Here is a 21,519-nt window from a genome sequence, read left to right on the forward strand (position 1 = left end):
AATTATGTTTCCGCATTTCATAATTATTATCAGTGATATATGTAAGGCATCCATATGAAAATAAGAGGCTGTTCAAAGGTTTTCCGTACTTTTGGGCAGCCTCACCCCGTTAAAAGGACGATACTTTATGTATCGTCCTTTTTGTATAAAAAAACATCCAATCAATTGAGAGAGTGATTGGATGTGAAAAAATTATTAATAATTTTTTTTGCGTTTTGTAGCCAAAATACTTAATAATCCAGCTAGTAGAAGAAGGATACCTACTGTTTGTGTAGGGTCTTCTTTATGACCTGTATTTGGAAGGTGTTTATCCGTATTTCGATCATCTTGCTGTTTGTTATCTGTTTTATTCGATGTTTCTTCGGAAGTTCCGTTTTCGTGTTTCTCAGATGTTTCATTGCCTTTGTTCTCTTCTTTATTTGGAGGAGTAACTGGCTTGTCATCTCCACCTGACGAAGATTCAATCTTTTTATTTGAAACTGTAATTTGTAGTGGTGTAGCTTGGGCTTTATCAATTGTAAAGTTTATTGGTGATGCATCTAATTGATAGCCTTTAGGAGCCTGTGTTTCTACTAATTGATAATTACCAGGTTTCAAATCATTTACGATTACTTTTCCGTGTTGGTCTGTTTTTAAACCTTCTCGGATGATTTTTCCATCTTGGTCTAAAATATTGAAAATGGCACCTTCAAGTGTTCCATGGTGATCAATATCAACTTTAGTTAACTCAATTGAACCTGTTGTTAAACTATTTAAAGCTGTAACAGAGGTAATCTGAGATTGTCCTTTCGTAATTGTGAAAGGAATTGGTTTAATGTTTAAATCATAGCCAGTTGGAGCTTTCGTTTCAATGAACTGATAATCTCCCGGACGTAAATCAGAAACAGAAATCTTCCCATCTTTATCAGTAGTTAAATCAGAACGAACATCCTTGCCGTCCATATCTACAATTTTAAAGATTGCTCCTTCAAGAGTAGTACCATCGATGTCATCAACTTTAGTTAATTCAACTGCGCCTTTAGTTAAGCTATTCGTAGCAGTAACAGAGGCGATTTTTTCTTGGCCTTTTTTAACTGTGAACTTAATAGGTGTTTTGTTTAAGTCATAGTGTTCAGGAGCTTTCGTTTCGATAAACTCATAGTCTCCTGGCGGTAATTCACCCACAACTAAACGGCCGTTTTTATCAGTAGTTAAATCGGTACGAACATCGTGTCCATCCTTATTAACAATTTTAAATACTGCACCTTCAAGTGTTGTGTTTTGCTTGGCATCATCAACTTTAATTAACTCAACACTACCTTCCGTTAAGCTATTAATAGCTGTAACGAAGACATGCTTTGTTTGACTTCTTTCGATTGTGAACTTAATTGGTTCTTCATTTAAGTCGTAATGTTTAGGAGCTTTTGTTTCAATAAATTGATAGTCTCCTGGTTGTAAGTCTTTAGCGATGATTTTTCCGTCTTTATTGGTAACTAAATTCGTACGAATGTCGTTACCGTTCAGATCAGTAATTTTAAATACCGCACCTTCTAGCATTTCTTTCTTATCTATAGAGTCAACTTTCGTTAATTCCACGCCACCTTTTGTTAGGCCATTCTTAGCAGTAACAGAAGCGTGAGTTAGTTGACTTCTTTCGATAGTGAAGCTAATAGGTGTTTTATTTAAATCGTAATCTTTCGGAGCTTTCGTTTCAATGAATTGATAGTCTCCTGGGCGTAAGTTCGTAGCAGTAATCTTCCCATCTTTATCAGTAGTTAAATCAGTGCGAACAATTTTACCTTTCGCATCGATGATGTTAAACACTGCATCAGAAAGTTTTGTATCTGGATTTATATCATCCACTTTTACTAATTCTACAGCACCCTCAGTTAAGCTATTTGTAGCAGTAACTTGGAGCTTTTCTTTTTGGCTTTTCTTAATTGTAAACTTAATAGGTGTACTATCTAATTTATAGTGTTCAGGAGCTTTCGTTTCAACAAACTGATAGTCCCCAGGACGTAAATCAGAAACAGAAATTTTTCCGTGTACATCTGTTGTAAGCTCAGTACGAATGTCGTTACCATTCAGATCAGTAATTTTAAATACCGCATCTTTAAGAGCAGTACCATCTACATCATCCACTTTAGAAAGTTCCACAGCGCCTTTCGTTAAGCTATTTGTAGCTGTAACGGAGATAGGATCAGCTTGGCTCTTTGTAATTGTGAATGGAATCGGCTCTTTGTTTAAATCGTAGTGTTTCGGAGCCGTTGTCTCGATGAATTGATAATCACCAGGACGTAGGTCAGAAACGCTAATTTTACCTTGTTGATTCGTAACAAGATTTTTGCGAATTACAGTACCATTCATATCCACAATTTTAAATACTGCGCCTTCAAGAGTAGTGCCATCGACGTCATCCACTTTAGAAAGTTCCACGCCGCCTTTTGTTAAACTATTTTTCATAGTAACGGTAGCAATATCTTTTTGGCTTTTTTCAATTGTAAATATAATTGGTTTTTTGTCTAAATCATAGTGTTCAGGAGCCGTTATTTCAACGAATTGATACGTACCAGGACGTAAGTTTTCGATAACGATTTTACCTTCGCTGTTTGTTTTTAAATCTGTTTTAAGTACTTTGCCATCTTGATCCAGTAAATTAAATACCGCATCAGCAAGTTTTGTTTGAGTGTTTAAATCATCAACTTTAAGTAATTCGATACTACCTTGTTTTAAGCTATTTGTAGCAGTTAAAGAAATAGCTTTCTTCTGTCCTTTTTCAATAGTGAATTTGATTGGTGTTTCATCTAAAACGTAATGCTTCGGAGCTTTCGTTTCGATAAATTGGTAATCACCAGGACGTAGGTCGTTAATTTCGATTATTCCTTGTTCATTTGTAACAAGGTCTTTATGAACTACATCACCATTCATATTAACAATTTTAAATACTGCATCTTTAAGAACAGTGCCATCAACATCATCAACTTTAGAAAGTTTAACTGCACCCTTTGTTAAAGTATTTGTAGCAGTGACATGAAGAGTTTCAGTTTGGCTCTTTTTAATTGTAAATACGATAGGTCTTTTATCTAAATCGTAATGTTCAGGAGCAATTGTTTCAACGAATTGATACGTACCAGGACGTAGGTTTTCAACAACAATTTTACCTTCATCATTTGTTTTTAAGCCTTCTTTAACTAGCTCTCCGTCTGCATCTAATAAATTAAATACGGCGTTAGCAAGTTTTGTATTTATATCAATATCGTCAATCTTTGTTAGTTCAACGCTACCGTTTTTCAAAGCATTTTTGCCTGTAACATTGATCTCTTTCGTTTGACTTCTTTCAATTGTAAATGGAATCGTTGTTTCATCTAATACATAGTGCTCAGGAGCTTTTGTTTCAATGAACTGATAGTCTCCAGGGCGTAAATCAGAAACAGAAATTTTACCGTTTTTATCTGTAACAAGATTCGTATGAACTTCCTTACCATTCATATCAACAATCTTAAAGATTGCACCTTCGAGCATCGTACGATCGATGTCGTCAATTTTTGTTAATGTTACTGCACCTTTCTTTAAACTGTTAGTAGCAGTAACAGTAATATTCTCTTTTTGACTTTTTTCGATAGTGAATGGAATAGGGTCTTTGCTTAAGGTATAGTCTTTTGGAGCTTTTACTTCAATAAATTGATAGTCTCCAGGACGTAAATCAGAAGCAGAAATTTTACCGTTTTTATCAGTCGTTAAACCTTTGCGAATTACCTTTTTAGTATCATGAGCGTCAACGATTATAAATTCTGCACCTTCAAGAATAGTGCCATCAACATCATCAACTTTTGTTAAAGTGACGCCACCTGTAAGTAAACTGTTTTTTACAGTAACAGGGATAGGAAGATCTTCCTTACTACCTTTTTTAATTGTGAACTTAATAGGTGTTTTGTCTAATTTATAATGTTCAGGGGCTTTTGTTTCGATAAATTGATAATCCCCTGGTGCTAAATCAGGAATAACTAATACTCCGTAATCATCTGTTGTTAAATCTTTCATAATTTCTTTGCCAGTTGCATCTTGCAATGTGAATACAGCGCCGGCAAGAGCTTTACTACTTTCCACATCATCTTCTTTAATAAGTTTAACTTTTCCTTTCGTTAAACTATTTTTAAATGTAAGTGGAAGGAGTTTTTGTTGTCCTTTTTCGATTGTAAATTCAATTGGTTCTACATTTACATCGTAATAAGTTGGAGCCTTTGTTTCGATAAGCTTATAGTTACCAGGACGTAAGTCATCTACAACTAGCATTCCTTTACTATTCGTAACAAGGTCCGTACGAACATCTTCATTAGTATCTCTATTAACGATTTTAAATACTGCACCTTCAAGTGTTTCCTTTTCATCTGCAGCATTCACTTTTGTTAACTCAATACCGCCTTTTGTTAAGCTGTTTTTAGCGGTAACAGTAGCCTGAGTTGTTTGACTTTCTGTAATCGTAAATTTAATTGGTTTTGTATTTTTGTCGTAATACTTCGGTGCTGTTACTTCGATAAATTTATAATCGCCAGGGCGTAAGCCAGTAGCGATAGCTTTACCATCCGCACCAGTTTTTACATTTTCGCGAATAACTTTCTTTTCATCATTTGCATCAACAATTTTAAATACAGCACCTTCAAGAGCTGTACCATCGATATCATCAACTTTTGTTAATTCAACATCTCCTGGTTTTAAAGCATTTTCAGCTTTCACAAGTAGAGTTTCTTTCTGACTTCTATCGATTGTAAATTCAATAGGTTCTGCTCGTAAAACGTAATGTTCAGGAGCAGCTATTTCAATAAATTTATACGTACCAGGACGTAGGTTACTAACTTTAACTTTACCGTGTTTATCAGTAGTTAAGTTAGTGTGAGGGGAAACGTCATTATTATTTGTATCGACAAGTTTGAATACCGCACCTTCTAGTGGTTTTTTCTCACCAAACTCATCAACTTTTAATAATTCAACCTCGCCCGTTTTTAAGCTGTTATTTGCCGTAACAGTAGCAAGAGCTTGTTGGCTTTTATCAATTGTAAACTCGATAGGGTTTGTACTTAACGTATAATCCTTAGGAGCTTCTGTTTCGATAAATTTATAAGCACCAGGCTCTAAATCTTTAACGGTAACTTTTCCATCTGAACCTGTTTTTATATTTTCACGAATTACTTGTTTCTCGTCATTCGCATCGACAATTTTAAATACAGCACCTTCAAGGGCAGTGCCATCGACATCATCGACTTTCGTTAAAGTGACACCACCTTTAATGAGGTGATTTGTCGCTGTAACAGTAAGTGCTTTCTGTTGGCTCTTTTCAACTGTAAATTTAAGCGGTTTTTTATCTATTTCATAATGTTCAGGTGCTTTTTCTTCAACAAATTGGTACTCTCCAGGAAGTAAATTTTTCGCTTCGATTTGTCCGTTACCATTTGTCGTTAATTTGGTATAACCAGGAATTCTTTTGTTATTTCGGTCCCGTACACTAAATACTGCACCTTCTAAAGTATTACCCTCTTTATCAACTTTTGTTAGGATAACTGAGCCTCTAATCAAGTTGTTTTGGGCCTCTTTATTAATTACTGTTGTTTGATCTTCCTCGATTGTAAATTCAATAAGTCGATCATCTAATTGATAATGTTCAGGAGCCTTTATTTCTTTTAAGTAGTAAGTTCCTGGTTTTAAATTATCTACAGTAATTTGTCCTTTATCATTTGTTATTAATTCTTTATGTTCAGGAATGACATTATGGTTTTGATCAAGCAGAGAGAAAACTGCATTTTTAAGCTTTTCTTTGTTATGAGCATCAGTCTTTGTAAGTACTACTTTTCCAACAAATTTCTCGTTTTTAAGAGTATATGTTGTAGTTTCTTCTGCACCAAGCTTAACAAGTTTACCTGCTTTTAATTCTTTACTAATGACATAGCCATCAAGAGTTTTCATTTCTCTGAGCAGATATTCATCGCGTTTTAAGTTGTTAAACTGAGCGATACCATTTTTGTCTGTTGTAATTGTTCGAATAGCAGTTGTACCTGTGCGATCGAATAAAGTAAATACTACGCCAGATAAAATTTTATTTGGATCTGCATTATCTACTTTTTTAATTTGAAGGTTTCCGCGTCCCTTAGTAGCAGAACCGCCTCCAGATCCAGAAGATACTTTAACTACTATTTCTTCAATTTTTTCAGTTTCTGTTAATTTCAAACTATTACCAGTAATCTTCGCTTTATTGCTTACCTTTTCATTATTATCTGCATTAATGAGTGAACGGTATTCTAAAATATAAGCTCGATCGATAGTATGAAGAAATTCAATTGTAAATTGTTGTTTCCCCGTATTGTTGTCTGTTGTTATTTTGAGTTTATAGTCTTTTCCTTCTTTTAATTCGTTTGTTGTATCTTTCGTTAAAGTGCCATCCACGGCTACTGTTGTCCCATATAGGTGGAATGACTTTTCATCGAGAATTTGATTGTCTGTCGGATCGTCTGTTACGACAGCATTTTCAATCGTTGATTGACTTGCATTAATAGAAACGCTCCAATCAATGTACTTGTCATTTTGTTTTGCTTTTTTCGTAACGCCGCTACCACCATTTTTGATCTCGAATGCACCATGAATATTGGCGATAGTTTCCGATCCATCTTTTAATTTGGCGTAATTATCATAGCGCTTATTAATTTCTTCACCTGCAAGTGAAGTTTTAAAGCTGATATGGTACGCTGTTTTAATTTCATTTTTAAAATGAATCGTTAATGTATTTTTATTATCTTTCGTTGCATTTTCTACCGTATATTCGTCAGGGGAAACAAGTGCCCCTAATTTATAACCGTCTGCACCACCAGTTAATTCCATATGATGAATCTCAATGGAGTCTGGTATAAGTTTTTGATTGTTTTCTAGTACGTCAACGATAGAAGGGTCTTTAATAGTCCTGTTATTATAGTTAAACCCTATGTCCCATTTGATTTCTTTCGTTTGGGCATTGTAAGAACCGTATTTAAATCCGTTTCCTTTTGTATAGCCGTCAGGATTGAATCTATCATGAGATTTACTATTTTTATCGTTCCCATTTATATCTTTCCATGATAACTCAGCTGTATTTTTGAATGATTTATTATCATCCTTTTTAGATAGAGTCTCGTAATTAAAGTCTGTTGTGTACGTGATGGTTAAAGTTTTATCCATATTAGACTTATAACTACCAGCTAGTGTTACTTTGAATCCGTCAGCTGTTACATCAAGTGTGTAATCAGAGTCTAATTTCAGTTCAGTTGATCCATCAGTAATTTTGAAACTATCTTTTTGTAATGTAAGTCCACTATAGTCAAACGTATCAGTGATAACAGCATCATTTAACACGTAATTGTTATCATTTACAATAATTGTCCATTTCGTTGTTTTCTTATTGTAATCTGTATCGTTTGCATTTTTATTATGTTTCTTTATGATGTTTTGTTGTTGTAATGTAACTTTGTTTGTTTTACTCCATTTTCCATCTGCAATAATTGTATTTTCGATTTCGCCATCTTGTATAACATCATTCTTGGCTTTCGATGTATAAGTAATCACATAGGCACTATTAATATCTTCATTAAATTGTAAATCAAATCCCTCATCGGTTTCTTTTACAGTAAAGTTTGTGGCGTTGTCACCTGTAACAAGTTTTCCGTTATTATCATAAGAAGCATTTTTAACCACGATAGAACTTGCATCAACTTTATGAGATTTGTCCAAGATGTCTTTTAAAAGCGCATCAGATTGTTTAATATCTCTTTGGTCACCGTTGAAAGTAATTGTCCATTCAATTGTTTGTGTTTTTGGATTATATTTACTAGTTTTCTCTAGATGTGTACCGCGTGAAACAGTTACAGTTGCATTTGCGGATACATCTCCTTGATTCTTGCTGGATACTTTTGCTTCATTTTTGAAACTAGTAACACTTTCGTCAGTAATTTTTGTCGCATATTCAATTTGATATGCTTTTTTCGTTTCATTTTTAAAAGCGATATTTAATTTATCGGAGGATGAAGTGAGTGTATATTCTTCTTTACTAACTTCGGCTCCACGAGTCGTTTTCCCGTTAATATCTACTTCTAACTCATAAACCTTAATAGAATCTTCATTGAGACTGGCTCCATTTGGAATATTGTCTTGGAAGACAGCGTTTGTAAGAATGTCTTTTGTTTTGTTCATTTCGACTGTCCAATTGATTTGATTCGTATTAATCGGTCTATCAGGTATACCTTTTTTATTCATAGATTTCTTTACATTAGGTTTGAAATCAAGCTCGATAATAACGTCTTGTTCTTTAATTGGGAAAGGAATTTTTTGTTCCGTAGTCCCTTTAATTTTTGTTTTATTGAATTCCGTACCAACTTTTAAATGACCATCTATATTAGGATTGTCTTCAACGTACTCGTTAAAAGTCATAGTTACTTTTCCGTTTAAGTCAACAACGAACGTCCCAATTTCATGTCCTGTTCCATCAACTAAAGGCTGTGTAATGGTGTTGTGGACGATAAAATATTCCGGAAGTTGGAAAATATAGTAATCTCCCTTTTTTACTTTTAATGATTCTAAAACTTCCCATGTAAAATCGATATTGGCAGCAGAATCAGGATTTGGACGATTATCTGTATCATTAAATGGTTTTCCGTCTTTATCTGTTAATTTTACGCTTGTTAAAATATTTTCTTTAATTTGCTTAGGTGATGGGTCTGGATTTTCAACAGGTTGCCCTGTTGTGTTATCACCAGGGTTCTCAGTAGGTTGCTGTGTCCCGCCATCTTTTGGCTGTTCAGTAGGCTGCTGAGGATTCCCGTCTTTCGGCTGTTCCGCAGGTTGCTGAGTGTTCCCGTCTTTTGGTTGTTCCGCAGGTTTCTGCTGTGTCTCACCATCTTTTGACTGTTTCGCAGGCTGCTGAGGATTCCCATCTTTTGGTTGTTCCGCAGGTTTCTGCTGTGTTTCACCATCTTTTGGCTGTTCAGTAGGTTGCTGTGCGTCACCGTTCTTTTGCTCTTCGGTAGTCTGCTTAGCATCATCACTATTAATAGTAGGTGAAGTAGGGTTATCTACTTGAACAGGAACTGAGATAGTCTTAGCTACTGTACCTAGAGGGAAAGTGAGTGGGACGGCTTTTATGCCAGGTTTTAAATCTGGATTGAATACAGTGTCAAATTTAATTTTTCCCTTAACACCTTTTGAATCTTTTACTGAATTGTTAAAGACTATTTTCATTTTGTTATCGTTTGCCGTAACAAAATATTGACCAATAATTTGTTGATCTGCCATCAAGTTTCCTTGTTGGTCATTTTTTACTTTTAATGCGTTAGGTATTTGAAGAACTGTTGCATCTTTTTCTTGTGCAATTTGATGATCTTTTATTGACCAAGCATATTCTAGGTGAATGATTGATCCTGCATTTATTAAGTTTTTAGGATTTAATGCTTCGTCAATAATATGATTCGTTGCATCTTTCATTTCAACAGTGTCAAATAAGGAATCTCCTGTTAAGGTTTCCGCTTTTACTTGATTGTATGGAAAACTAGCAAGTTGCGAAAATAGTACGAATACAATTAAACATACATTGAAAAGTTTTTTCATTTTTCCTCCTCTGAACATTCATTTGTCCATTGGGGACTTATTCCACATGAACAAATGGAATATTAAAAGTATTTGTTATAAGCTATTTATTTTTGCTATCCCTCCGTTTCTATACGCGTTCTCAGACAAACAGGATTATGTTCAAAGTAAAATTGTTTAACGTAAAACAAAATGTATATTTACACAGTTCTATGGAAATATACACAATTCGACAAAAAATGTCGAAAAAAATACTGATATAAAGAATGATATCAGACCTTTATATGTGAGATAGTTTTCATGTATATCTAGTAAAAAAGAATGGTTATAAAGGTAAGTTTTACGATACATACTAACCAATGTAGTGTATCCCTTTGTGAAGGCTTATTTTTGCCTTAAAGTTATGTGGAGATAAAAAGCTAGATAGGGTTGGTTTTGGTCAGAATGAAGACAATACGTACTTTGAAAATAGTCATTTATTTTGTCTAAAGAGAGTTGTGCGATTAGTGGACCGAAGTTGAAAGATGATAGTTTCTTACATTGTTAGAGGAATATAAGGATTACAGAATATTCGACTAACACGTTACTACGGTCATTTTTGAGACTGTTTAAACAATAAGAAAGAAGGTGTTTTTAGTTACAATATCTTTTTAGTAAAGATAAGCTTAAGTAACCTCCGCTAAAGATTATATACTTAAATGATAAAGAGTTCAACAGTAGTTCACATATTTTCCCAAAAATAAAAACGGCTGTTTTATGTGGAATAAATCTACAAAACAGCCGTTTTTGGTATTAGATTTCTGTTAAAATTATTGGTTCGCCGCGCGTTACGACAACCGTATGTTCACATTGTGCAACAAGACTTTTATCGGGTGTAACGAATGTCCAGCCGTCGTCACCACGTTCAATAATATGATCAGCTTTCATAGAGATGAACGGTTCTACAGCGATAACAAGACCGTCTTTTAGAAGCGCATTATCCATTGGATCATAGTAACTTAAAATGTGATTTGGTGCTTCATGTAAGCTAAGACCAATGCCGTGACCAGTTAAGTTTTGAATAACATTGTATCCACTTTTATGTGCGAAGTTTGAAACAGCACGACCAATTTGATTTTGTTTTGAGCCAGCTCTAACCTTTTTCATTGCTGCCCAAAATGCATCAACCGCTGCTTGGCAAAGCTTTTCTTTTGCTTCGTCTTCTCCAAGAACAAATGAGATACCTGTATCTGCATAATAGCCATCAAGTGCAGCAGATACATCGACGTTTACTAAGTCGCCTTCTTTTAATACGCGATCTCCTGGAATACCATGAGCAACTTCCTCATTTACACTAATGCAAGTTACACCTGGGAAATCATATTCTTTTTCAGGTGCAGAAATAGCACCATGCTCATCTAATACTTTTTTACCGATCAAATCAAGCTCTTTCGTTGTCATACCTGGCTTCGCTTGTTTTTTCATTTCTTCACGTGCAAGCGCAACGATGCGGCCGATTTTTCGTAAGCCTTCTAAATCTTGTTCATTACGAATAATCATGAAAACCACTGTCCTTCCTCGAATATATATCTTATCCGATTGTATCATGTTTATTTTCGTCCTGCTACTCGCTTGCGGTATGCGGGTTGATTCCTCTCATAAAGAATACATGACAATTGTCATATCGATGTCATGACGCATCATACTGTTTCCTAAGTTTTCCAAGTAATACAATGTAAATATAAGAAACAGCGGGGGTGGAGAGATGGAAAAGATTATTGAAGTAAATGGTGTTTCTAAAACATTTAAACATAAAAACGCAGTAAATAATGTTTCATTTCATGTAAATAAAGGGGAAATAGTAGCGTTACTTGGTCCGAATGGTGCGGGGAAAACAACGACGATGTCGATGATGCTTGGATTAAAGGACCCGACAGAAGGTAAGGTCTTTATATTTGGAAAGAGTCCAAAGCATAGAGATGTTCGTAATAGCCTCGGTGCGATGCTGCAAGAAGTAAGTGTCATTGATAGTATTACGGTGGAAGAGGCAATCGAGTTATTCCGTAGTTATTATACGAATCCTATAGCGAAAGAAACGTTACTGCAGTTATCAAATTTAGAACCAGAGCGAAAGCAAAGATGTGAGAAGTTATCAGGTGGGCAAAAAAGAAGGTTGAATTTTGCGCTTGCACTTGCGGGAAATCCAGATTTGTTATTTTTAGATGAGCCGACAGTCGGAATGGATATTACGTCTCGAAGAATGTTTTGGGAAACGATTCGAAAGTTAGCAAGTGAAGGGAAAACAATTATTTTAACGACGCATTATTTAGAAGAAGCAGATGCTTTAGCAAATCGTATCTTATTATTTGCGAACGGAAAGATTATCGCAGATGGTACACCAGACGAAATGAAAGCGACGATTTCGCGAAAAACAATCACATTTTACTCGAAGGAAAGCATTCCTACAAAATTACTAAAGGAATTACCAAATGTAACAGAAGTAAAGTCAAGCGAAGGACGCTTCATTTTAACAACGGAGGATACGGATGCAACTTTAAAAGCCATTTATCAAAAGAGTTTACCTGTAACAGATGTTTCAGTTGAACGTGGAAGTCTTGATGAAGCATTCGAACAGTTTGTCGCAAATCAGAAGGAGGAAATCGCATGAGAGCATTATGGATGCAATGCAAAATAGAAATTTTACGTACATTCCGCAATAAATTATTTATCTTTTTCTCATTATTAATGCCTGTTATGTTTTACTACATTTTCACAAATGTTGTTCAAGTACCACAAAACGGAGATGCGTGGAAAGCACATTATTTAATTTCGATGGCAACTTTCAGTATTGTAGGGACTGCACTCTTTAGTTTCGGTGTGAGACTTTCTCAGGAAAGAGGGCAAGGATGGACACATCTTCTAAAAATTACACCGCTTCCAGAGGGAGCATATTTAACAGCAAAAATTATCGCTCAAACAGTAGTAAATGCTTTTTCAATATTAGTTATTTTTATTGCAGGAATACTAATTAATCATGTTGAGTTAACGGTAGGGCAATGGATAGGTGCGGGATTATGGTTATTGTTAGGGGTAACACCATTTTTAGCGTTAGGAACAGTAATAGGTTCCATTAAGAAGGCGGACGCAGCTGCTGGCTTAGCAAATATTTTAAATATGAGTTTAGCTATAGTTGGCGGGTTATGGATGCCGATTGAAGTATTCCCCAAAATATTAAGAACGATTGGTGAATGGACACCGACATACCATTTCGGAAGTGGTGCGTGGGATATTGTAGCTGGAAAATCAATTGGATGGGAAAATATCGCGGTATTAGGAGGTTATTTCCTTATATTTGTTGTAGTATCAATATATATAAGAAAAAGACAGGAAGCGGTATAAATGATAGAGAAGAAGAGGATTGAGATTTTTCCGAAACATATGGGATTCTTCCCGTATATGTGGTTTGTTTATCTGTTATTTCCAATTTATCACTTAGCGCAGGCATCAGGATGGAAGCTTGTAATAGGAAGCGGTATGTTGATAATTTTTATCGTCACATACCGTCAGCTTTATTTTGTTCAGAGGACGTTTGTTTTTTGGGCGTGTATTCAAATGGTACTCATCTTTTTATTTGCTTTATTTTATAATCCTTTTATGATATTTTTTGGCTTTTTCACAGCAAGTGCGATGGGATTTGCGCCAAATAAGAAAGTATTTCGAGTGCTGTTATGTTCGTTAGTTATCATGCTTGGAGCATTTTTATTTGTAAATATGAATCAACTAACAACTACAAGTTTAGTAAATATCGTTCCAATGTTTATTTTAATGCTTCTTACGCCATTTGGTATGCGCAATTTTAATCAGAAAAAGATGTTAAGAAATCAATTGGATCAGGCGAACGAGCAAATTAAAGACTTAGTAAAACGTGAAGAACGGCAGCGGATTGCAAGAGATCTTCATGACACATTAGGGCATACGTTATCTCTTATTACTTTGAAAAGCCAGCTTGTAGAGAAGTTAATTGTGAAAAATCCAGAGCGTGCAAGTGCGGAAGCGAAGGAAATTACACAAACGTCTCGTACAGCCTTAAAACAGCTGAGAGAATTAATTTCTGATATGCGTATGATTACGGTAGAAGAAGAGCTAGAGCAAATAAAAGCGATCTTACAAGCAGCTAATATTGAATTAGAAGTGAGGCAAGAAGCAAGATCGAGCTCGTTATCACCAATTGAACAAAATATTGTCGGGATGTGTTTACGTGAGGCCGTTACAAATGTTGTAAAACATAGTAAGGCAACGCGGTGCGCAGTTTCTGTATTAGAATCACAAGGTGAACTGATTTTGAAAGTAGAAGATAACGGAATCGGTTTAACAGATCAAAATCATGATGGAAATGGTATTCGCGGCATGAAAGAACGAATTGCTCTTATTGATGGATTTGTTGAACTAGGTACAATCAATCCAGGGACGTTATTAACGGTAAAAGTTCCAGTTGTTATTAGAACAGGAAAAGATGAGGTGAGGGCATGATTCGAATTATTATTGCAGAAGACCAGCGGATGCTTCGTGGTGCATTAGGGGCCCTGCTTGATCTAGAAGATGATATCGAAGTAATTGGGCAAGCTGCGAACGGGGAAGAGGCGTTAGAATTAATTGAATCGTTAAAGCCAGATGTAAGTATTATGGATATTGAAATGCCGATTCAAAGTGGATTGGATGTCGCTGAGACTTTAAAGAAAGAAAAATCATCATGCAAAGTAATGATTTTAACAACATTTGCACGGCCGGGATATTTTGAAAGAGCAATGAAAGCTGGTGTGCACGGCTATTTATTAAAGGATAGCCCAAGTGAAGATTTAGCGGCAGCAATTCGTAATGTAATGAAGGGGAAACGAGAGGTCTCCCAAGATTTAATGTTTGGCTTATGGCAGGAGCAAAATCCGTTGTCAGATCGCGAAAAGGAAGTATTGTTGCTTGCGAAAGAAGGAAAGACGGCAAACGAAATTGCGAAGGCACTTTATCTTTCGCCGGGTACAGTACGTAATTATATTTCTGAAGTATTAGCGAAGCTTGATGCGAAAAATAGAATTGAGGCAATTACAATTGCGGAAGAAAAGGGTTGGATATAAAAAGAAGGTTACCTATGAGAGGTAACCTTCTTTTTATAATTATTGTACTTCTATTACTTGATTTACTTTTTGTAACGGTTTGTAACCGTGTGCTTCAAATGCCTTTGCAAATTCATTTGATACGGCAGTGCCATATAAATCTTTTGCAGCTTGTACGATATGAGATTGAAGTGATTCAAAGTCTTCAGCGGAAGTTGCATAATTTTGCAATGCACGCATAACAACTTTACTTACTTTTTCATTTCCTTGTTTTTGAACAGCAACACCGTTATATGTTTTACCTTCAGCTAATTGATATAATACGTGACTGATAATACCAGAATTCACGTGTGATTCTTGATTATTACCATCGTTATAGAAATCTTGTAAATTTGTATATAGTTTATGACCGCCGTCACCAATTTCCCTTGGGATATCACGAATTGTTAGGCCACCTAATGTATCGCCCATAATCCAGTTTCCTTTATCTTTCTTTACGTAATATTCGATTTGTGTACCCCAGAAATCCGCTAATCCCTCGTTTAGTGCAGATGTTTCAGCGCTTGGATATCTCACGACTTTATTTTTCGTCGTGCCACTGAATACAGCATGTCCAAATTCATGAGCTGTTACATCAAGAGCGGATGTTAGTTTTCCGTCTAAACCATCACCAAATACCATTTGGTTCCAAGCGGGATGCCAAAATGCATTTACATAGTCTTCTTTTACACCATCACTAACTTCAGTAGAATCAAAACCGTGTACACTAGCAACAACTTTTGAATCTTTATTGTCGTAACTTTTTAGATTATGTTCTTTCTTAAAGTAATCGTAAATATCACTCATGTTCTTCATAGCGCCCGCGGCTTCTTTATCTGCAAAATTAGGAGTACTACTTGAAATTAGTGTCCCTGGATAACCAGCTTGACTATATCCTCCAAGGGAATCGGCGTAGTTTGCATTATAAATATAAATACCATTTCCGCGTGATAAATCCGCTAAATAAAATTTTCCATCAGTTCCTTTGGCAATATTGAAAGAGATGTTTTCTTGAAGTGCATTTTTCCCAGTTCCTTGCTCACTTGCAGGGGATAATCTAGGTGATGTTACTTGATTTATAGTCTTATTCTCTTTGTTTTTAATGAACTTTTCTTGGAAAAGTACTTCTCCAGTTTTTAAATCAACGATAGCATTGCCGTTTATAATTTGTTCATTGTTTTCATAAGTAAATGTAATAACAGTTGCGAATGTATAATAGCCATCTTTTTTCTTATAAACAACGGTTTCGCTAGAGAATTCTGTCTCAACTGCATCGCTTGGAATTTGAACTATATCGCGTAATTTAGATTTTACTTCATTTTTCGACAAAAAATTTGTTATAGTAAGATTAGGTTGTTGATTTAAATTTTGAACAACTTTACCACTAACAGTTGTGATTACTCCATTTTTATCTACTTTTACAATGAGATCTTGGCCATATACTTTATAGTTTTTATATGTTTGTGCAAGGCGAACTTCGGTTTGATTTTCTTTGGTTTCTTTATTTGTAGGTTGGAAATCTACATTTTTTTCAGTAGTGACTTGTTCTTGTTGAGCTTTCGCCCCATTTACCTCACCTTTTAAATACTTTTTAGCAATATTTTCTTTCGTATCATTTTGAGGTTGTGTTAATTTCCCGATTGTTAAACCAGGCTGAGCAATTTCAACTTTGACTGCACTTTTGTCTAATTCTTGAGCATGAATAGCTTCTGTTGATAAAGGGCAAAGAAGACCGAATGTAACGAAAGCACTAGCAAGTTTTCTATAATTCATCTATAACACTCCTAATCTATTATTGTATGTGAGATGAATTGTATGAAAAATTTGCCGAATTTTATATATATTATGCATTATTTCATATCAAAAATTGTCGAATTCACATTATTGTAGTGGTATGACAACTCAAAAAATTAGATTGTTCTAATGGGATGGTGAGTAAGTATGCACGCAGAAAAATTAGGAAGTGAAATTAAGAAAATTAGGGTGATGAGAGGATTAACACAGAAACAGTTATCCGATAATATATGTCATCAATCGGAAGTGAGTAGAATTGAATCGGGTGCGGTATACCCAAGTATGGATATATTGCAAGGTATCGCAGCAAAATTACAAGTTCCTATTATTCATTTTTATGAGGTACTCATTTATTCCGATATTGAAAGAAAAAAACAGTTTAAAGATCAAATCATTATGCTTTGTAAGCAAAAAAGATATAAAGAAATTTATAATAAAGTATGGAATGAGCTGAAAAAGGAAGAATATCATCCTGAATTCCAGCAATTTCTTCAATGGCAATATCATGTAGCAGCTACATATTAAAGAAAATCGATTACGAATATTGTATTTTAGAATTAAAAAATTGTTAAATCAACAGTTAGCTGGAATAGACGTATACCAAAATCTTTATATAGAAAATGCGATTGCAAATATTTATGCTGAAAATAGCTATTTTAAGAAGAGTATTGAGTTATTTGAAGATATATTAAAACAATTAGAGGTATTGCATGATAATGAAGAATTTGAAGTGAAGGTAAGATATAATCATGCGAAAGCATTATATTTAGATAATCAATATGAAGAGTCACTTTATCAAGTAAATAAAGCGATTGAAATATCATGCCGAATTAATAGTATGGCATTAATTGGACAGCTATATTATCAAAGAGGTGAATGCCTAGGGAAGTTGGAGTACGATGGGGCAGAGGTTGAAGATGCATATAAAAAGGCAAGCTTCTTTTTTGATATATTAGAAATGCATACATATAAAGAAGCTCTCGTAAATAAAATCAGTAGATAAATATCCTAAAAAATGGGTATGCATAATTGCATATAATAGAGATAAATTTTCATGATATATTAAAATAAAAAATGTGGGTGATGGAATATGAAGAAATTACTTATTGGTAGTTTATTAACGTTAGCGATGGCATGGGGTATTTCATTAGGCGATACGGCATTAGAGAAAAGCCATATAATTTCTCATAACGATCAAGAGGTACAATTAGCTAAAGATTTACCTTTTGAATATTAAAAAACAACCGTCTTACTTAGGCGGTTGTTTTTTTATGGAGTAACATCCAAACGTCTTTACTAGAAACAGGTTTGCTAATAAAGAATCCTTGAATGTGATCACAATTTTGTTTATGTAAAAATTCCCATTCTTCTTCCGTTTCTACACCTTCTGCAATCACTTCTAAATTTAGTTGTTTTGATAGTGTAATAATGGAAGAGACAATTGCTTCTTCTAAAGGGCTAGTTGTAATTCCACAAATAAACTCTCGAGCGATTTTTAATGTGTTGATTGGATATTTTGTTAAATAAGCTAAAGAACTATAACCAGTTCCAAAGTCGTCGATTGAAATTTGAATACCGAGATTTTGAAGTTGTTCTAGTTTTGCAACTACAGATTGATTTTGATTAATTGCGATGCTTTCCGTAATTTCAATATCTAGTGCTTCTGGTTTCAGTTCTGTTTCTTCCAATACCTTTGAAATAGTTGGAATTAAATCTGCATGGTTAAATTGAACAACAGATAAATTTACACCAACTTTTAAATGAGAGAAACCTTGATTATGCCATCTTTTTGCCTCTAAACAAGCAGTACGTAAAATCCAATTGCCAAGTTCAATAATAAAACCAGTTTCCTCTGCTAGAGGGATAAATTGGGCAGGAGATACGATACCGAGTTTTGGATGCTTCCAACGTATTAATGCTTCAAAACCGATAATTTGTTTTGTTTTTGTGCTTACTTGTGGCTGGTATTCAAGGAAAAATTCATTTTGTTGTAATGCTTTTGAAAGTTCACCTTCTAAGAATTGAATTTCATTTTGAGCGATACTCATTTCTTTTGAGAAGAAAACAAATCTGTTTTTTCCATTTGCTTTCGCACGATACATAGCCATATCAGCATTTTTCATTAACTCATTTACATCAGTTCCATAATCAGGGTACATCGCAATTCCGATACTTGGTGTAATAGAGAGTTCTTCGCCTTGAATGAAGAATGGTTTGTTTAAAATAGTTAAAATCTGTTCAGCTATAAAAATTGCACTTTTTTCTGAGTACATTTCTGGTAATAGAATTGTAAACTCATCTCCACCTTGGCGAGCGACGATATCTTTTGAACGCAAGCAACCGCGTAATCTTTTTGCTACTTCAATTAATAATAAATCTCCGACGTCATGACCAAGTCTATCGTTAATTTTTTTAAATCGATCTAAATCAAGGAATATGACGGCGACATCATTTGCGTTAGTTTGAGCTGTATTTAAAATGGCTTTTAAATCTTTTTCGAACTTTCGACGATTTGGTAATCCAGTAAGTGCATCGTGAAAGGCTAAATGTTCTACTTGTTTTTGTTTTTCATATAAAGTGGTAATATCACGCGCTATCCCAAACATTCCGACCACTTCTTTGTTTATAAAAGTAGGGATAAGTGTAATATGGAGATAATAATAATAGCCTTCTTGTTCTTTTGTACGAACTTCTAACGTTTGTGGCCTACCTTCCTTTGTAATTTGTAAAGCCTTCTTTAGTAGTTCGTGGTCTTTTGAATCAATGAAGTGTACCAGAGAATAGCTTGCCACTTCGCAATAATAGGCAGTAAATAAGCTTTCGCACGCCTTATTAGATTGTTGAAAAATGCCATTCATATTTAAAGAGAAAACGGCATCGGGATGGTCCTCGAATAAAGATTTATAACGTTGTTCACTTTTTGATAATGCAAATGCACCTTCTTCAACTTCGTCCTCTAGTTGTGTAGTCAACTGTTCATATGTATGAATTAGTGCTTGATTATCTTTCCACATGTAAAGTTGCCGCAAGAATAACAAAATAAGTGATAATACGAGACCGATTAACATGAATTTATCATCCCAAGGTTGAATGATAATAAAGGCAAAAGTAATAATTATACTAAAATAAGGTAGTATAAAACGTACATAATCGAATCGGTAATATTTTGCTTTCGTTTCATGCTGCATTGGTTTATCTAAAATATATAGTATGGAAGAAAGTCCAATTAATAAAATAGAAGCAGTGTGTATTAAATAATTAATTTCAGCAGAAGTTTTCATCCCAAAATTCAATTGAAACAGATGAATGTAACCGTATACGAGTATAATAGTGAAACCGATAATTAATGCAATTCTACTAGAAGAATATTGTTCTCTTCTATATAGGCTAATAACGGCGTAAATTACTAATGATTGTGCAATGAAATACCCAATTAAAATCCAAGTATCCTTTGTTAACATGCGGAAGCTTGAAAGGTCTAAGATAAAAGTTAAGGTGAAATAAATGTTCATAATAATAATAAAGATGCTATCGAATGAAAATTGAGAAAGCCCCTTAATAGAATAATTTTTATAAACTTTATAGCAAATCCAACAAAGAGCAAAATATATTGTATGATAAAAAAGGTAATGCTTTATATGAAAATATAGATTGATCATGTATAGAAAGTGAACTAAGAAATAGGGTTATCTCCATAACTAACCCACATAGGCAAGTACATAGTAATAAAATCCAAAATAGTTTATCACTGCGTTTCATTCTCTTAATAGCTTTATATAAACAGTGACAAGAAAAAGTGCAGCGAAACAGAATAAGAAAAGAATTCCAATCTCCTTTATATGCGACTCATTTGGAATAAAGAGTATCCAAAGAGCAAATATAGATATGTATATTATGACAAATTGTACATATTTTTTTGATTAATCATATTATGACTCTGTTTCAATAAAGTTGAATCTTGAGGAATGCTAATTTAAATAATAGCATATAAAATAGGATGTTTTTACTATAAAATTACTTTTTTGAAAAAATGGTGCAAAGTTACAATTTACCACTGTAACATTGCACCACTTATTCTTTTAATTCCTCTTATAGCAGAAAGTTCATCTATTAATTGGAATAATGCTAAGTCTTTTTGTTTACTTTCAATCATAATATCGAAATTATGATTGTGTTTTTTTGCAATGTGTAAGAAAGGCTTAATAAACTCTAAATCGATATATTCAGCATGAGCCCTAAATTCTTTTTCCGATCTCGGGGAGGAAATGTGAACTTTAGGAGAGATATTTGTATGTGACCAAGTTTCAAAAATTGCAGGAAGCAACTCTTCTAGTGGTTCCTCGCAAAGATTGGCCATATGATGATGATAATCAAATACAAATGGAATATTTTCTTTTTGGCAAATTGATAAAGTTTCAGCGGTTGTATAGGTTTTATCATCATTTTCAAGAGTCATTTGTTTTTTTATATGTGTAGGAAGTTTTTTTATGTTTTCATGGAAGCGCTCAATTGCCTTTTCTTTATTTCCATAGGCTCCACCTACATGAATATTAATGTAAGAAGAATCTGCAATGCCTATAGCATCCAATATTTTATAATGATAAGTCATATCCGTAATAGCGTTAGTAGTAATATGTGGCTTGTCGCTTGTAAATAGCGTAAATTGATTTGGATGAAAACTTATTCGTAAATTGTGTTCTTTAATTAAAGCCCCTATTTTACGCCAAAGTGGTGTGAATACCCCAATATAGTCAAACTCGACTTCGGGATGTGTTGCAAGTGGGACGATGGAAGACGATAGGCGATATAGTGGGATTTCATGCGCTATATTGTAATGAAGGATACGTATTGTGTGCTCTAAATTTTGCCTTATAACATGGTACAGTTTGTCTTCTCGCTCTTGCTTGCTGAGTTTCTTAAAGCTTGTAAACGTCATTGTTTTGGCAGGAGAACAGTCCCAGAGTGCCATTGCATGTGAGACATATCCAAACCGTATAAGCATATGAGATACACCTCTTTTATT

General features: G+C 34.4%; 10 protein-coding genes and 2 pseudogenes. 6 read left to right on the forward strand and 6 right to left on the reverse strand.

Features of this window, described 5'->3' with window-relative positions:
* Positions 1-195: 195 nt before the first annotated feature.
* Both IQ781_RS16285 and map read right to left on the reverse strand, forming a co-directional pair.
* Positions 196-9,597: a SpaA isopeptide-forming pilin-related protein gene (locus IQ781_RS16285; RefSeq protein WP_139847020.1), complete on the reverse strand. Its 9,402-nt coding sequence runs from the start codon at positions 9,595-9,597 to the stop codon at positions 196-198.
* 771 nt (positions 9,598-10,368) lie between these two features.
* Positions 10,369-11,163 (reverse strand): type I methionyl aminopeptidase, encoded by a 795-nt coding sequence (gene map / locus IQ781_RS16290; RefSeq protein WP_003313889.1) that lies wholly within the window; start codon positions 11,161-11,163, stop codon positions 10,369-10,371.
* A 157-nt stretch (positions 11,164-11,320) separates the two neighbouring features.
* Here map and IQ781_RS16295 point away from each other — a divergent pair, with 157 nt between their 5' ends.
* The 4 genes from IQ781_RS16295 to IQ781_RS16310 are packed head-to-tail and all read left to right on the forward strand — an operon-like array spanning position 11,321 to position 14,684.
* The gene (locus IQ781_RS16295; RefSeq protein ID WP_050229091.1) at positions 11,321-12,223 is read left to right on the forward strand and encodes an ABC transporter ATP-binding protein; all 903 of its coding nucleotides are present in this window, start codon (positions 11,321-11,323) and stop codon (positions 12,221-12,223) included.
* Positions 12,220-12,954 (forward strand): ABC transporter permease, encoded by a 735-nt coding sequence (locus IQ781_RS16300; RefSeq protein WP_001202431.1) that lies wholly within the window; start codon positions 12,220-12,222, stop codon positions 12,952-12,954. The genes IQ781_RS16295 and IQ781_RS16300 overlap by 4 nt, the downstream gene beginning before the upstream one ends.
* Positions 12,955-14,085, forward strand: a complete 1,131-nt coding sequence (locus IQ781_RS16305; protein WP_000570607.1) for a sensor histidine kinase — start codon at positions 12,955-12,957, stop codon at positions 14,083-14,085.
* Positions 14,082-14,684 (forward strand): response regulator transcription factor, encoded by a 603-nt coding sequence (locus IQ781_RS16310; protein WP_000619237.1) that lies wholly within the window; start codon positions 14,082-14,084, stop codon positions 14,682-14,684. The genes IQ781_RS16305 and IQ781_RS16310 overlap by 4 nt, the downstream gene beginning before the upstream one ends.
* Positions 14,685-14,723: 39 nt before the next feature.
* On the opposite strand, the gene IQ781_RS16315 is transcribed toward IQ781_RS16310, so the two are convergent.
* Positions 14,724-16,475, reverse strand: coding sequence for a M4 family metallopeptidase (locus tag IQ781_RS16315; RefSeq protein ID WP_001109512.1), 1,752 nt, complete (start codon positions 16,473-16,475; stop codon positions 14,724-14,726).
* Between the two features lie 168 nt (positions 16,476-16,643).
* Here IQ781_RS16315 and plcR point away from each other — a divergent pair.
* Both plcR and IQ781_RS16325 read left to right on the forward strand, forming a co-directional pair.
* Positions 16,644-17,499, forward strand: a pseudogene (plcR, locus tag IQ781_RS16320) (transcriptional regulator PlcR).
* 87 nt (positions 17,500-17,586) lie between these two features.
* Positions 17,587-17,733: a quorum-sensing peptide PapR gene (locus IQ781_RS16325; protein ID WP_000734730.1), complete on the forward strand. Its 147-nt coding sequence runs from the start codon at positions 17,587-17,589 to the stop codon at positions 17,731-17,733.
* A 16-nt stretch (positions 17,734-17,749) separates the two neighbouring features.
* On the opposite strand, the gene IQ781_RS16330 is transcribed toward IQ781_RS16325, so the two are convergent.
* From IQ781_RS16330 to uvsE, 3 genes and pseudogenes are all read right to left on the reverse strand, one after another.
* On the reverse strand, positions 17,750-20,056 hold the full coding sequence (locus IQ781_RS16330) for a DUF4084 domain-containing protein (protein WP_481748670.1): 2,307 nt from the start codon (positions 20,054-20,056) through the stop codon (positions 17,750-17,752).
* A gap of 19 nt (positions 20,057-20,075) precedes the next feature.
* Positions 20,076-20,392, reverse strand: a pseudogene (locus IQ781_RS28470) (DUF4084 domain-containing protein).
* A 152-nt stretch (positions 20,393-20,544) separates the two neighbouring features.
* Complete coding sequence (uvsE, locus tag IQ781_RS16335) at positions 20,545-21,498, reverse strand: UV DNA damage repair endonuclease UvsE (protein ID WP_011110499.1); 954 nt, start codon at positions 21,496-21,498, stop codon at positions 20,545-20,547.
* Between the last annotated feature and the right edge of the window lie 21 nt (positions 21,499-21,519).

The organism is Bacillus sp. N447-1, from assembly GCF_022701035.1.
Classification (GTDB): Bacteria; Bacillota; Bacilli; order Bacillales; family Bacillaceae_G; genus Bacillus_A; species Bacillus_A cereus.